This window comes from Pseudomonas sp. PAMC 25886 (assembly GCF_000242655.1).
In the GTDB taxonomy this organism is placed as follows: Bacteria; Pseudomonadota; Gammaproteobacteria; order Pseudomonadales; family Pseudomonadaceae; genus Aquipseudomonas.
Map to the genome: position 1 here is coordinate 35370 of NZ_AHHC01000014.1, position 13513 is coordinate 48882.

Here is a 13513-nt window from a genome sequence, read left to right on the forward strand (position 1 = left end):
ATCTGTCATAGAGGCGAAATCATGAAGACAACCATCGAATTGCCTCTCCTGCCGTTGCGTGATGTCGTCGTCTATCCGCACATGGTTATCCCGCTGTTCGTGGGGCGCGAGAAGTCTATCGAAGCCCTCGAGGCCGCGATGACGGGCGACAAGCAGATCCTGCTGCTGGCCCAGAGAAATCCTGCTGACGATGATCCAGGCGAAGATGCCCTGTATCGCGTTGGTACCGTTGCAACTGTCCTGCAACTGCTCAAGCTGCCTGATGGCACCGTCAAGGTGCTGGTGGAAGGTGAGCAGCGCGGTGCGGTCGAACGCTTCATGGAAGTGGACGGCCATCTGCGTGCCGAAGTGGCGCTGATCGACGAAGTCGACGCCCCTGAGCGCGAATCTGAAGTGTTTGTTCGCAGCCTGCTGTCCCAGTTCGAGCAATACGTGCAACTGGGCAAGAAAGTCCCTGCAGAAGTCCTCTCTTCCCTCAACAGCATTGATGAGCCAAGCCGCCTGGTCGACACCATGGCCGCGCACATGGCGCTGAAGATCGAGCAGAAGCAGGACATTCTCGAAATCATCGATTTGTCTGCCCGGGTCGAACACGTCCTGGCGCTGCTGGATGCCGAAATCGACCTGCTGCAGGTTGAGAAGCGCATCCGTGGCCGTGTCAAAAAGCAAATGGAGCGCAGCCAGCGCGAGTACTACCTGAATGAGCAGATGAAGGCCATTCAGAAAGAGCTGGGTGACAGCGAGGAAGGCCATAACGAAATCGAAGAGCTGAAAAAGCGCATCGATGCCGCCGGCCTGCCGAAAGACGCCTTGACCAAAGCCACTGCCGAGCTGAACAAGCTCAAGCAAATGTCACCGATGTCGGCCGAAGCCACTGTGGTTCGTTCCTATATCGACTGGCTGGTGCAGGTGCCGTGGAAGGCCCAGACCAAAGTGCGTCTGGACCTGGCCCGTGCCGAAGACATTCTGGATGCCGATCACTACGGCCTCGAAGAAGTCAAAGAACGCATTCTCGAATACCTCGCCGTGCAAAAGCGCGTGAAGAAGATTCGCGGTCCGGTTTTGTGCCTGGTCGGTCCTCCTGGTGTGGGTAAAACCTCCCTGGCGGAGTCGATTGCCCACGCAACCAACCGTAAATTTGTGCGCATGGCCTTGGGTGGTGTGCGTGATGAAGCGGAAATTCGTGGTCATCGCCGGACTTACATCGGTTCGATGCCAGGAAGATTGATTCAAAAGATGACAAAGGTGGGTGTGCGCAACCCGCTGTTCCTGCTCGATGAAATCGACAAAATGGGCAGCGACATGCGTGGCGATCCGGCCTCTGCATTGCTGGAAGTGCTCGACCCCGAGCAGAACCATAATTTCAACGACCATTACCTGGAAGTCGACTACGACCTGTCCGATGTAATGTTCCTGTGCACCTCCAACTCGATGAATATTCCGCCAGCCCTGCTGGACCGGATGGAGGTGATTCGTCTGCCGGGTTACACCGAGGACGAGAAGATCAACATCGCCGTCAAATACCTCTCGCCCAAGCAGATTGCGGCCAATGGCCTGAAAAAAGGCGAGATCGAATTTGATGCCGACGCGATCCGCGACATCATTCGTTTCTACACCCGCGAGGCCGGTGTACGGGGCCTTGAGCGTCAACTGGCGAAGATCTGCCGCAAGGCGGTGAAGGAACATGCGCTGGAAAAACGCTTCTCGGTGAAGGTCACTGCCGACCTGCTGGAACACTTCCTGGGCGTGCGTAAATTCCGTTACGGCCTGGCTGAGCAGCAGGACCAGGTGGGTCAGGTCACAGGCCTGGCGTGGACCCAGGTGGGCGGCGAATTGCTGACCATCGAGGCCGCGGTTATCCCGGGCAAGGGGCAATTGATCAAGACCGGTTCCCTGGGTGACGTGATGGTCGAATCCATCACTGCCGCGCAGACCGTGGTGCGCAGCCGCGCCAAGAGCCTGGGGATCCCCCTGGACTTCCACGAGAAGCACGACACTCACATCCACATGCCGGAAGGGGCGACCCCGAAAGACGGCCCTAGCGCTGGCGTAGGCATGTGCACGGCACTGGTATCAGCCCTGACCGGCATTCCGGTGCGCGCGGATGTGGCCATGACCGGGGAAATTACCCTGCGTGGGCAGGTACTGGCCATTGGTGGCCTCAAAGAGAAATTGCTGGCTGCACACCGTGGTGGTATCAAGACCGTGATCATTCCTGAAGAGAATGTTCGCGACTTGAAGGAGATTCCTGACAATATCAAGCAGGATCTGCAGATTAAACCGGTTAAATGGATTGACGAGGTCCTGCAAATTGCGCTGCAATACGCGCCGGAGCCCTTGCCAGATGTGGCTCCGGAGATAGTCGCGAAGGACGAAAAACGCGAGACTGACTCTAAGGAAAGAATTAGCACGCATTAATACGTTTAAGCCTGGGGGCTTCCTTGACAGCTTTTTAGAGCCCTTGTTATAAAGCGGCTCTTAAGTGTCTGTAGGCCATTCAGCACTGGTTTTTGCTTTCACCAAAAAACTTAGAATCATACTCAATAGATATAAGGGGACTTAGAGTGAACAAGTCGGAACTGATTGATGCTATCGCTGCATCTGCTGATATCCCGAAAGCCGCTGCTGGCCGTGCGCTGGACGCAGTAATCGAATCCGTCACTGGCGCTCTCAAGGCCGGCGACTCTGTGGTACTGGTTGGTTTCGGTACTTTCTCTGTGACCGATCGTCCAGCTCGCACTGGCCGTAACCCACAGACTGGCAAGGCTCTGCAAATCGCCGCTGCCAAAAAACCAGGTTTCAAAGCCGGTAAAGCCCTGAAAGAAGCCGTTAACTAAGCTTCGTTCAAGCCTTACCCATCCGGGTCGGACGCAGGTCTGGCCTGGCAGCGGAGCGGCAGCTGACCCAAGTATCCATCGGGTCGCCACGCCGGGGGTGTGGGTTCAAACCCCCGTCCGCTCCGCCAGTTACGAGAAGGCGCATCCTCGGATGCGCCTTTCTTCTATCCGGACTCTACCCACGCTCCACGGTTGCCTAATTTTGAAGTTCAACCGTTTCTGGGGGACGCATGCTGCAGAATATCAGGGACAATTCACAAGGCTGGATTGCCAAGACCATTATCGGGATCATCGTCGCATTGATGGCGTTCACCGGTATCGAGGCTATTTTTCAGGCTTCGACCAACAACAAGCAGGACGTGGCCAAGGTCAACGGTGAAGAAATCACCCAAAGCGAACTGGGCCAGGCCGTCGACATGCAACGTCGTCAGCTGATGCAACAGCTGGGCAAGGACTTCGATGCTTCCTTGCTGGACGAAAAGCTGCTGCGCGACGCCGCCCTCAAAGGCCTGATCGATCGCAAGCTGCTGCTGCAAGGTGCGGCCGATTCGAAATTCGCTTTCTCCGAAGCTGCGCTGGATCAAGTGATCCTGCAGACACCGGAATTCCAGGTGGATGGCCAGTTCAACGCCGAGCGTTTCGACCAGGTGATCCGTCAGCTGGGCTACAGCCGTATGCAATTCCGTCAGATGCTGAGCCAGGAAATGCTGATCGGGCAGGTTCGTGCAGGCATTGCCGGCAGCGGTTTTGTGACTGATGCCGAAGTGCTGGCTTTTGCCCGTCTGGAAAAACAGACCCGCGATTTCGCCACTGTCAGCGTCAAGGCTGATCCGGCGGCGGTGAAACTCACCGACGACGAGGTCAAGGCTTACTACGACCAGCACGCCAAAGAGTTCATGACCCCGGACCAGGTGGTCATCGACTATCTGGAGCTGAAGAAGGCTTCCTTCTTCGACCAGGTCGCGGTCAAGGACGATGAGCTGCAAGCCCTCTATCAGAAAGAAACCGCCAACCTCGCTGAACAGCGTCGTGCGGCGCACATCCTGATTGAAGTCAACGACAAGACAACGGACGAGCAGGCCAAGGCCAAGATCGAAGAGATCCAGGCACGCCTGGCCAAGGGCGAGAAGTTTGAAGCCCTGGCGAAAGAGTTCTCCCAGGATCCGGGTTCGGCGAACAACGGCGGTGACCTCGGCTTCGCGGGTCCTGGCGTCTACGACCCGGCCTTCGAAACAGCGCTGTATGCGTTGAACAAGGACCAGGTCTCGGCACCGGTGCGTTCAAGCTTCGGCTGGCACCTGATCAAGCTGTTGGGCGTTGAAGCACCGGAAGTGCCATCGTTCGCCAGCCTGAAAGACAAGCTGACCCGCGAGCTCAAGACCCAACAGGTTGAACAGCGTTTCGTCGATGCAACCAAACAGCTGGAAGACGCTGCATTCGAAGCTTCTGACCTGGCCCAGCCGGCGTCGGACCTGAAGCTGACCGTGCACACCTCTGCGCCGTTTGGCCGTGAAGGTGGCGAAGGTATCGCCGCAAACCGTGCCGTGGTCACCGCTGCATTCAGCCCTGAAGTACTGGATGAAGGTGCCAACAGCACCGCCATCGAGCTGGATCCGGAAACCATCGTGGTGCTGCGTGCCAAAGAGCACTTGAAGCCAACCCAGTTGCCGCTGGAAAGCGTTGCCACTGCCATTCGCGCCCAGTTGACCAAGGAGCGCGCAAGCGCTGCGGCGAAGACTCACGCGGACGAGCTGATTGCCAGCCTGCGTGATGGCAAGACACCGCTGAACCAGCCGGTTGATGGCCAGGCCTGGAAAGTCACCGAAGCGGCCACCCGTGGCCAGGAAGGCGTCGAGCCAGCGATTCTGCAAGCCCTGTTCCGCATGCCAAAGCCTGCGGCCAAGGACAAGCCGACCTTCACCAGCGTGACCCTGCCAGACGGTAGCCTGATGATCGTGCGCTTGAGCGCGGTCAACGAAGCGGCTGCACCGACCGATGACGAGAAGGCTCAGTACCGCCGCTTCCTCGCGTCCCGTGTCGGCCAGCAAGACTTCGCCGCCTATCGCAAGCAGTTGGAAAGCAAGGCTGAGATCAAGAAGTTCTGATCTCGTTACCGCCTGAATGAAAAGACCCCGGCCTGAAGAGGCCGGGGTCTTTTTTTTACGTAGTATTCAGATACGTAACCCAGGAGGCCAAACAGTGAGCAAACGGATTTATATCAGCGGGGCTTCGGGCGCAGGCGTGAGCACGTTGGGCGGCGCCTTGGCTGACAGGCTTAACCTGCCGCATGTGGATGTCGATGATTACTACTGGTACCCAACGGATCCTCCCTTTGAGAAATCACGCCCCCCTGAAGAACGGGTCGCGCTGTTGACTCAAGCGCTGGCAGACGGCCCTTGGGTGCTGTCCGGATCAATGGACGGCTGGGGCGCCGAGGTGATTCAAGATGCGGACCTGGTGGTGTTCGTCGATACGCCAACGGCACTGCGAATAGAGCGTTTGAAGTCGCGCGAGTCGCAACGGTTCGGCACGCGGATCTTGCCGGGCGGGGATATGCACGAGAACCATCAGAAGTTTCTCATATGGGCCGAGAGCTATGAGGCGGGCAACCGGGCCGGGCGCAGCCGGCCCAGGCATGAGCGGTGGCTCAAGCAACTGACGACACCGGCCATTCGATTAAACGGGGAAATCGCGGTCGCCGAGAGTGTGACAAAGGTCGTCGCCGCGATTTCCGGTCTGACTCAACAGCCGTCAACCCACGATTGAGTCAGCGCGCAAACTTGAGCTTGCCCCAACTCAGGCCAATCACTGCGGCGAGGGACGACGCCGTCAGCACACTCAGCTTGGCGGCCGACAGCAGCGTCGGGTCGGAGAAGGCCAGCGACGAGATGAAGATCGACATGGTGAAACCAATCCCCGCCAGCAGGCCCACCAGGGCGACGCCGTTCCAGGTCACGCCTTCCGGCAGTTGGCAGATGTTCAGTTTCACCAGCGCCACGCTCGCCAGCATCACACCCAGCGGCTTGCCGAGCACCAGCGCCAGTATCACGCCCATGAACACGCCGTGGGGCAGCGGGTCGTCCAGGTTGAAACCCTGCAGGCTCACCCCTGCGTTCGCCAGGGCAAACAGTGGCATGACGCCAAAGGCGACCCACGGGTGCAAGCCCGCTTGAATACGTTGCACCGGCGGTAGCATTTCCCGCTGGGCCTGTCTCAGTTGCTTTAATGGTTTGGCGACTTGATGGGCGCTTTCAGCCGATTGCGAAAGCCGCTCCATCAGCTCGTTGAACGTGCGCCCGATGGTGTCCAGAGGGCGTTCCCGGGTGGGCCTGGACGTGACGGGTGTCATCAGCCCCAGCATCACGCCGGCAAGCGTAGGATGCACACCGGTCTTGAGTAGGCCAAACCAGACAATCGCCCCCGGCAGCAGGTACACAACCGCCTTGCCAATTCCCATCCGCTGAAAAATCAGCACCAGCGCCAGCCCGCAGGCCGCAATCACCAGGCCCATGTAGTCCAGGCTGGCGGTATAGAAAATCGCGATGATCAGGATGGCGACGATGTCATCAATGATCGCCAGCGCGAGCAGCAGGATGCGCACGCCGGCGGGGATGGATTTACCCAACAGCGCCAGCACACCCACGGCAAATGCAATGTCAGTGGCAGTGGGTACCGCCCAACCGCTGGCCGCTGCGGTGCCATGGTTGAGCAGGGTGTAAATCAGCGCCGGCATCAGCACGCCACCCAGCGCAGCACCCAGGGGCAAGGTGGCCAGTTTCAGGTTGGCGAGCGCGCCGTCCCTGATCTCCTGGCGAATCTCGGCGCCCACCACCAGGAAGAAGATGGTCATCAGCCCGTCGTTCACCAGGAAGTGCAATGAGCGCGAGACGGTGAAGTCCCCCAGCCCGATGGTGAGTGGGGTGTTCCAGAAGTGTTCGTAGGAATCGGCAACGGGGCTGTTGGCCCAGATCAGCGCGATGATCGCCGCCAGCAGCAACACGATGCCGCTGACCGCTTCGATGCGTGAAAACCGTTCCAGCGCAGACAGGGCGCCTTCAACCAAAACCTGGGGGCGAGGAATAGCAGGGTGTTTATCAGGCACGACAAGTCTCCATTGGCGGCCCGACCAATGCTTATCCTTTAACCTGCGCTGTAGCGTATGCAGCAGCGCACCCGGTGCGATCATAAGAGTTAAGAAACATCACGTCACGTTTCTGTTTAAACATCGCTTAAACGAAGTGTCGCCAGCAGGGCCAGCACGACCAATGCGACGACGGCCCATGGAAACGACGTCACGCCCCAACCCTGCAGCAACATGCCGCCCAGCAGCCCGCCACCGGCGATGCCCAGGTTCCACACGGTGACCAGCATCGACTGCGCGGCATCGGCTGAATCCCCGGCCGACTTGGCCAGCGCCGTCTGCAGCAATGCCGGAAGCCCGCCAAACGCCAGCCCCCACAACGCCACCGTGGTGTAAATGACGGCCGCCGAGGTGATCCAGAACGCCAGTGCCAGGGCCGACAACGCGAACATCCCGCAACTGATCACCAGTAAGGCGCGCAGCCGCTGATCAATCAGCGCACCCACAATCCAGATGCCCAGCAGCGCTGCCAGGCCAAATACCAGCAACACTTGGTCGATGTCTGCGGCCATTCCGGCGGGCATCAGGAACGGCGCGATATAGGTGTAGAGAATGTTGTGGGCCAGCACGTAGGTGAAGGTCACAAACAGCACCGGACGAATCCCCGGCAATGCCAATACCTGGCGCAGCCCCAGGCGTTTTTCCGCTCGCTGCCCGGCAAAGTCCGGAACCTGCCAGCGCACCCACGCCAGCAGCAGTACCGTAAGGGCGCTCATGATCGCGAAGCTCAGGCGCCAGCCCACGGTGGTGCCCAGGAATGTCCCGGCAGGCACGCCCAGTGACAACGCCAGTGGCGCGCCAAGCATGGCCACGGCAATCGCCCGCCCTTGCAGGTGCGGTGCAACCATGCGGCTGGCGTAACCGGCCAGCAGCGCCCAGAGCAACCCCGCGAACACCCCGGCGAAGAACCTGGCCACCAGGGTCAACAGGTAGTCGCTGGAGAACGCCGTCACGCTGTTGACCAAGGCAAACCCGCCGATGGCAATCATCAGTAACGGCCGCCGGCGCCAGCCACGGGTGGCGATGGTCAGCGGAATGGCCGCCAGCAACGAGCCGAGGGCGTAGAGGGTTACCAACTGGCCCACCAGGGCGTCGGACACTCCGAGACCGGCGCCCATTTGCGGCAGCAGGCCCGCCGGCATGGCCTCGGTGAGGATGGTGATAAAGCCGGCGGTTGCCAGTGCCAGCAAGCCGCCCAGGGGCAGTCGCTCACGGCTCGCCGCAAGGCTCGGTGAAGATAAGGCGCTGTCGCTCATGTTTCGTGGCTCCGGGTTTCAGACGAAAGGGCAGGGAGCCAGAGTAGGGTGCTGCGCGGTGGAGAAAAACAGGCTAAGGTTCCGAACTTATCGGACGCCAACGTCCGCAATCCTCGGGAGCGAGACGATGGACAGCCTCGGCAGTATTTCAGTGTTTGTGCAGGTGGCGGAAACCCGCAGCTTTACCGAGGCCGGGCGCCTGCTGGGGGTATCGTCCTCGGCCATTGGCAAAAGCATTGCGCGCATTGAAGAGCGCCTGGGTGTGCGGCTGTTCCATCGCAGCACCCGCAGCATCACGCTGACCAGCGAGGGCGCGCTGTTTCTGGAACGCTCCCGGCGCATCCTGGCCGAGGTCGAGGCTGCAGAACAGGAGCTGAGCCAGGCTTCCGCCACGCCCCGGGGCAAGCTGCGCGTCAGTCTGCCGCAAGTGCGCGGGCTGTTGATGCCGGTGCTCACCGATTTCATGCGGGCCTACCCCGAGATCGAGCTGGACGTGGACTTCTCCGACCGCATGGTGGACGTGATCGAAGAAGGTTTCGACGCTGTGATTCGCACCGGCAAGCCCGAGGATTCACGCTTGATGGCACGCCACCTCGGGAATTACCGCCTGGTGCTGGTGGCTTCCCCCGAGTACCTGCGCCTGCACGGCACGCCGCGTCAGCCCCGGGACTTGAACAACCACGCCTGCCTGCGCCACAAGTTCTGCGCCACCGGCAAGCTGGAAGCCTGGCCGCTGCGCCCGGAGCCGGGCATGCCGGAGCCGGTCCTGCGTGCACCACTGGTCTCCACCACCATCGAATCGCTGATGCACGTGGCCCACGAAGGCCTGGGGATTGCCTGCCTGCCGGACTTTATGGTCCGGGAGTCGGTGGAGCAGGGCCGGCTGCAACGGGTGCTGGACTATTACCTGGAACACAGCGGCAGCTTCTGGATGCTCTGGCCATCAAGTCGCCATGCCTCGGCGAAACTGCGCGTGTTTATCGACCATATGGGCGAGCGGCTTTTTCCTGCAGACACCGTCCCGTAAGGCTGTGACGTTTTACCGACAGGAATTCGCGCGCCAAGGCCACGTTCTGTTGCACAATACCGCCCTGACTGTTTTCCTCAGGATTTTCGATGTCGACATCATTTCACTTGCGTAGCCTCGGGTTGGCGCTGGTGCTGGCGGGCGCTGCGGGCTGCTCGTCACCCAAGACCGCTATTTATGAACATGAGAATTTCGACGACTCCGGTACGTTTTCCCGTGATTACCCGGTCAGTGACACCGCGGCCTGCGAAGCGGCGCGGCGTGCGCTGTTGAGCCAGGGTTACATCATCACCAGCAGCGATCCGAAGCTGGTGGTGGGTAACAAGAGTTTCCAGCAGACCGGCGAGACTCACCTGCAAATCAGTTTCAACGTGGTGTGTGCCGACGATGGCAGCGGTGATCATCACTCGACGATGTTCGCCAACGCCTTGCAGGACCGCTATGCGCTGAAGAAGGTCAACAACTCCGCCAGCCTCGGCGTGGGTGTGTTGGGCTCGGTGTCGATGCCGATTGGCTCCACCGACGACTCCATGGTCAAGGTGGCCAGCGAGACCGTGTCTGCGCCGAAATTTTATGAGCGTTATTTCGCGCTGGTGGACGTTTTCCTGCCCCAGGAAGTGAAAAAGGCTGCGCATATTCCAGAGAAGCCCAAGGCTGACCTGGGCATCCCGGAACCCAAGGCAGCTCCGGCGGCTGACAAGGTCGAGGCGCCTAAAGAAGCGCCGAAAGAAGTGCCCGCCACACCGGCAGCCCCGGTGACGCCAGCGGTAGAGCCTGCGGCATCGGAGCCGGTTGCACCGCCGGCAGAACCCGCGCCGATTGCTCCCAAGGAAACCCCGGCCCCTGCGCCGCAGGCTACCCAGCCGACGCTGCCGGCGCCGACCGAAGCGATTCCGCCCCTGCCGACGCCTGCGCAGTAACTACACTGCTACGGGGTTGGCCTTGTCGACGTTGATCCCGTAGCGGCTGATCGCCTCTGCTACCCTGGCGCGACTGATCAGGCCGTCGTCCGCCAGCGCCTTCAGGGCCGCCAGCGCGATGAAGTAGCGGTCCACCTCAAAAAACTCACGCAAGGTTTCGCGGGTATCCGATTGCCCGAAGCCATCAGTGCCCAGCGCCACAAAGCGGCGGCCCGGCACGAACGGGCGGATCTGGTCAGCAAAGATCTTCATGTAATCGGTGGCGACCACCACGGGGCCAGCCTGGCCCTCAAGGCACTGCTCGACATAGCTGGTACGCGGTTCGCTCTCCGGGTGCAGCAGGTTCCAGCGTTCCACGGCATGGCCTTCACGGCGCAGCTCGGTCAGGCTGGTGACACTCCACACATCGCTGGCCACGGCAAAGTCATCGCGCAGCAAGTCAGCGGCGGCGATCACTTCCCGCAGGATCGAACCGCTGCCCATCAATTGCACCCTTGGTTGTGCGGTGTCCTCAGCCGCCTGTAACCGATACATACCCTTGAGAATCCCGTCCTCGACGCCTTCGGGCATTGCCGGGTGCGGGTAGTTTTCGTTGAGCAGGGTGATGTAGTAGTAAATGTCCTCTTGCTCGACGTACATCCGGCGCATGCCCTCGCGAATAATTACCGCCAGCTCGAAGGCAAAGGTCGGGTCATAGGAAATGCAGCACGGAATCACCGACGACAGCACATGGCTGTGGCCATCGTCATGCTGCAGGCCTTCACCCATCAGCGTCGTGCGCCCGGCGGTCGCCCCCAGCAGGAAGCCCCGCGCCCGTGCATCGCCTGCGGCCCAGGCCAGGTCGCCGACCCGCTGGAAGCCGAACATCGAATAGAAGATGTAGAACGGAACGGTCATCAAACCGTGGTTGGCGTAGGAGGTGCTCGCCGCGATCCACGAGGAAATGGCGCCGGATTCATTCAGGCCTTCCTGCATGATCTGTCCGTCCTTGCTCTCCTTGTAGTAGGAAAGCTGGCCGGCATCCTGTGGGGTGTAGAGCTGGCCGACGGCGGAGTGAATGCCGATCTGGCGGAACAGGCTTTCCATGCCGAAGGTGCGGGACTCGTCCGGCACGATGGGCACGATCAGTTTGCCCAGGTTCGGGTCCTTGAGCAGGGTGCCGAGGATGCGCACAAAGGCCATGGTGGTGGAGATCGCGCGTTCGCCGGTGTCCTTGAGCTGGGTGGCGAAGGCGTCCAGCTCCGGGATCTTCAACGACTCGACCGCACTGTGGCGAGCCGGTACGTAACCGCCCAGTGATTGGCGGCGTGCCGCGAAATAGCGGGCTTCTTCGCTGTCGGCGGCGGGCTTGAGGTAAGGGATGTCGGCGAGTTGATCGTCGGCCACTTCCAGCCCGAAGCGATCGCGAAAGGCTTTGACGGCCTCCGCGCCCATCTTTTTCAGCTGGTGGTTGATGTTCTGCCCTTCGCCGGCTTCGCCCATGCCGAAGCCCTTGACGGTTTTTGCCAGGATCACCGTCGGCTGCCCGCTGTGGCGCACGGCGGCGGCATAGGCGTTGTAGACCTTGTCCGGGTCATGGCCGCCCCGTGAGAGTTTCCAGATATCGTCGTCGGACATGTCCGCCACCAGCGCCAGCAACTCCGGGTATTTGCCGAAGAAGTGTTCCCGCACGTAGGCGCCGTTTTGCGATTTGTAGTTCTGATAGTCGCCGTCCACGCACTCCATCATGCGTTGGCGCAGCAAACCGCTGTTGTCCTTTTCCAGCAGCGCATCCCAGCCGCCGCCCCAAATCACTTTGATCACGTTCCAGCCAGCGGCGCGGTACAGGCTTTCGAATTCCTGGATCACCTTGGCATTGCCGCGCACCGGGCCGTCCAGGCGTTGCAGGTTGCAGTTGACCACGAAGATCAGGTTGTCGAGTTTCTCGCGCCCGGCCAGGGAAATGGCCGCCAGGGATTCCGGCTGGTCCATCTCTCCATCACCGAGGAACGCCCACACCTTGCGGCCCTGATGCTGTTTGAGGTCGCGGAATTCCAGGTAGCGCATAAAGCGCGCCTGATACGCGGCGGTAATCGGCCCAAGGCCCATCGACACCGTAGGAAATTGCCAGAAGTCCGGCATCAGCCGTGGATGCGGATAGGACGACAAACCGTCGCCACCGGCTTCCCGACGGAAGTTGTCCAACTGCGCCTCGCTGATCCGGCCTTCGAGGTAGGCGCGACCGTAAATGCCCGGCGCGGAGTGGCCCTGGATGTACACCAGGTCGCCATCAAAGCTGTCGGTGCGGCCACGGAAGAAGTGGTCGAAGCCTACGTCATACAGCACGGCGGCCGACGCGTACGTCGCGATATGCCCACCTACGCCTGAGTGCTTGCCGGCCCGCAATACCATGGCCATGGCGTTCCAGCGGATAAACGCATTCAGCCGGCGCTCGGTGGCCAGGTTGCCGGGGTAGGGCAACTGGCGATCAACTGGAATGGTGTTGACGTAAGGCGTGGTCACCCGCCCGTAGAAGTCGCCATGCCGCGCCACGTCGAAATCCAGCAACTGATCGATCAGGTAATGCGCGCGCGGGCGGCCTTCGGTGGACAACACCGATTCGATGGACTCCAGCCATTCGCGGGTTTCCTGTGGGTCGTCGTCGAGGCGTACTGCAGTGTTCGGGGTCATGTCAGGCTCCAGGGTGGACGGGTTTCAACGTGTGGGCTCTTTGTGGGAGCTTTGCGAATGTAGTTGCAATTGCAACTACATGGCTGAATCTAGCGCGGGATGAGCTACTATTGCAACCTTCTTGAAATTCCCCGGATGGTGTTGCATGTCGTCGAAAGAGCCTGATGTCTGGTTCCGTTTTGTTCGGGCCCACAGGACGGTCATCCGTGAAATCGAACGGCGCCTGGCCGATGCCGGTCTGCCGCCTTACGCCTGGTACGACGCCTTGTGGGGCCTGGAAAGCGGCCCCGACGGCACCCGGCGCATGCACGAATTGGCCGATGTGCTGGCCATCGAACGCTACAACCTGACGCGCCTGGTCGACCGCCTGGAAAAGGACGGCCTGGTGGTGCGTTCGCGCTCCGACGGTGACGGGCGGGCAGCCTTTGTCTCGATCACCGAAGAGGGCCGCGTGTTGCGTAAAAAAATGTGGAAAATCTACGAAAGCAGCGTGGATGAGTTGTTTTTGTCCCAGCTCGACAGCGAGCAGCGCCGGGGCTTTGCCGAGGCGCTGGAACGCACCGCAGGGTTGGCGATGGAGGCGGGTGTGCAGACCCGGGGGCGGCGCAAGACCTGACGCAAAGACTCCAGGCGACGAAGATCCAGTGTGGGAGCGGGCTTGC

At 60.7% G+C, this 13513-nt stretch carries 10 protein-coding genes; 7 read left to right on the top strand and 3 right to left on the bottom strand.

Features of this window, described 5'->3' with window-relative positions; translation table 11 throughout:
* Positions 1 to 21 precede the first annotated feature (21 nt).
* The 4 genes from lon (at position 22) to MUM_RS0103140 (ending at position 5603) form a co-directional block, all read left to right on the top strand.
* Positions 22 to 2418, top strand: coding sequence for an endopeptidase La (gene lon / locus MUM_RS0103125; RefSeq protein WP_003207858.1), 2397 nt, complete (start codon positions 22 to 24; stop codon positions 2416 to 2418).
* A gap of 146 nt (positions 2419 to 2564) precedes the next feature.
* Positions 2565 to 2837: an HU family DNA-binding protein gene (locus MUM_RS0103130; protein ID WP_003174819.1), complete on the top strand. Its 273-nt coding sequence runs from the start codon at positions 2565 to 2567 to the stop codon at positions 2835 to 2837.
* Positions 2838 to 3067: 230 nt separating this feature from the next.
* On the top strand, positions 3068 to 4942 hold the full coding sequence (locus MUM_RS0103135) for a SurA N-terminal domain-containing protein (protein ID WP_010166848.1): 1875 nt from the start codon (positions 3068 to 3070) through the stop codon (positions 4940 to 4942).
* A 94-nt stretch (positions 4943 to 5036) separates the two neighbouring features.
* Positions 5037 to 5603 (top strand): AAA family ATPase, encoded by a 567-nt coding sequence (locus MUM_RS0103140; protein ID WP_010166850.1) that lies wholly within the window; start codon positions 5037 to 5039, stop codon positions 5601 to 5603.
* A 1-nt stretch (position 5604) separates the two neighbouring features.
* On the opposite strand, the gene nhaA is transcribed toward MUM_RS0103140, so the two are convergent.
* Both nhaA and MUM_RS0103150 read right to left on the bottom strand, forming a co-directional pair.
* Positions 5605 to 6939, bottom strand: coding sequence for a Na+/H+ antiporter NhaA (gene nhaA, locus MUM_RS0103145; RefSeq protein WP_010166852.1), 1335 nt, complete (start codon positions 6937 to 6939; stop codon positions 5605 to 5607).
* A 116-nt stretch (positions 6940 to 7055) separates the two neighbouring features.
* Positions 7056 to 8234, bottom strand: coding sequence for an MFS transporter (locus MUM_RS0103150; RefSeq protein WP_010166854.1), 1179 nt, complete (start codon positions 8232 to 8234; stop codon positions 7056 to 7058).
* Between the two features lie 127 nt (positions 8235 to 8361).
* On the opposite strand from MUM_RS0103150, the gene MUM_RS0103155 reads away from it, so the two are divergent.
* A complete protein-coding gene (locus tag MUM_RS0103155) occupies positions 8362 to 9261 on the top strand; it encodes a LysR family transcriptional regulator (RefSeq protein ID WP_010166856.1) in 900 nt (299 codons plus the stop codon).
* A gap of 89 nt (positions 9262 to 9350) precedes the next feature.
* Positions 9351 to 10181 carry a DUF2242 domain-containing protein gene (locus MUM_RS0103160; protein ID WP_010166859.1) on the top strand — a complete coding sequence of 277 codons (831 nt, stop codon included), beginning with the start codon at positions 9351 to 9353 and terminating at the stop codon, positions 10179 to 10181.
* On the opposite strand, the gene aceE is transcribed toward MUM_RS0103160, so the two are convergent.
* Positions 10182 to 12851, bottom strand: coding sequence for a pyruvate dehydrogenase (acetyl-transferring), homodimeric type (aceE, locus tag MUM_RS0103165; protein ID WP_010166861.1), 2670 nt, complete (start codon positions 12849 to 12851; stop codon positions 10182 to 10184). It abuts the gene before it with no gap.
* A 145-nt stretch (positions 12852 to 12996) separates the two neighbouring features.
* Between aceE and MUM_RS0103170 the strand changes: the two genes are divergently transcribed.
* A complete protein-coding gene (locus tag MUM_RS0103170) occupies positions 12997 to 13467 on the top strand; it encodes a MarR family winged helix-turn-helix transcriptional regulator (RefSeq protein WP_010166862.1) in 471 nt (156 codons plus the stop codon).
* Positions 13468 to 13513 lie beyond the last annotated feature (46 nt).

Coding starts and splice junctions, on each gene's coding strand:
- MUM_RS0103170 (WP_010166862.1), top strand. CDS start 12,997: ATGTCGTCGAAAGAGCCTGATGTCTGGTTCCGTTTTGTTCGGGCCCAC.
- MUM_RS0103135 (WP_010166848.1), top strand. CDS start 3,068: ATGCTGCAGAATATCAGGGACAATTCACAAGGCTGGATTGCCAAGACC.
- lon (WP_003207858.1), top strand. CDS start 22: ATGAAGACAACCATCGAATTGCCTCTCCTGCCGTTGCGTGATGTCGTC.
- aceE (WP_010166861.1), bottom strand. CDS start 12,851: ATGACCCCGAACACTGCAGTACGCCTCGACGACGACCCACAGGAAACC.
- MUM_RS0103160 (WP_010166859.1), top strand. CDS start 9,351: ATGTCGACATCATTTCACTTGCGTAGCCTCGGGTTGGCGCTGGTGCTG.
- MUM_RS0103150 (WP_010166854.1), bottom strand. CDS start 8,234: ATGAGCGACAGCGCCTTATCTTCACCGAGCCTTGCGGCGAGCCGTGAG.
- MUM_RS0103155 (WP_010166856.1), top strand. CDS start 8,362: ATGGACAGCCTCGGCAGTATTTCAGTGTTTGTGCAGGTGGCGGAAACC.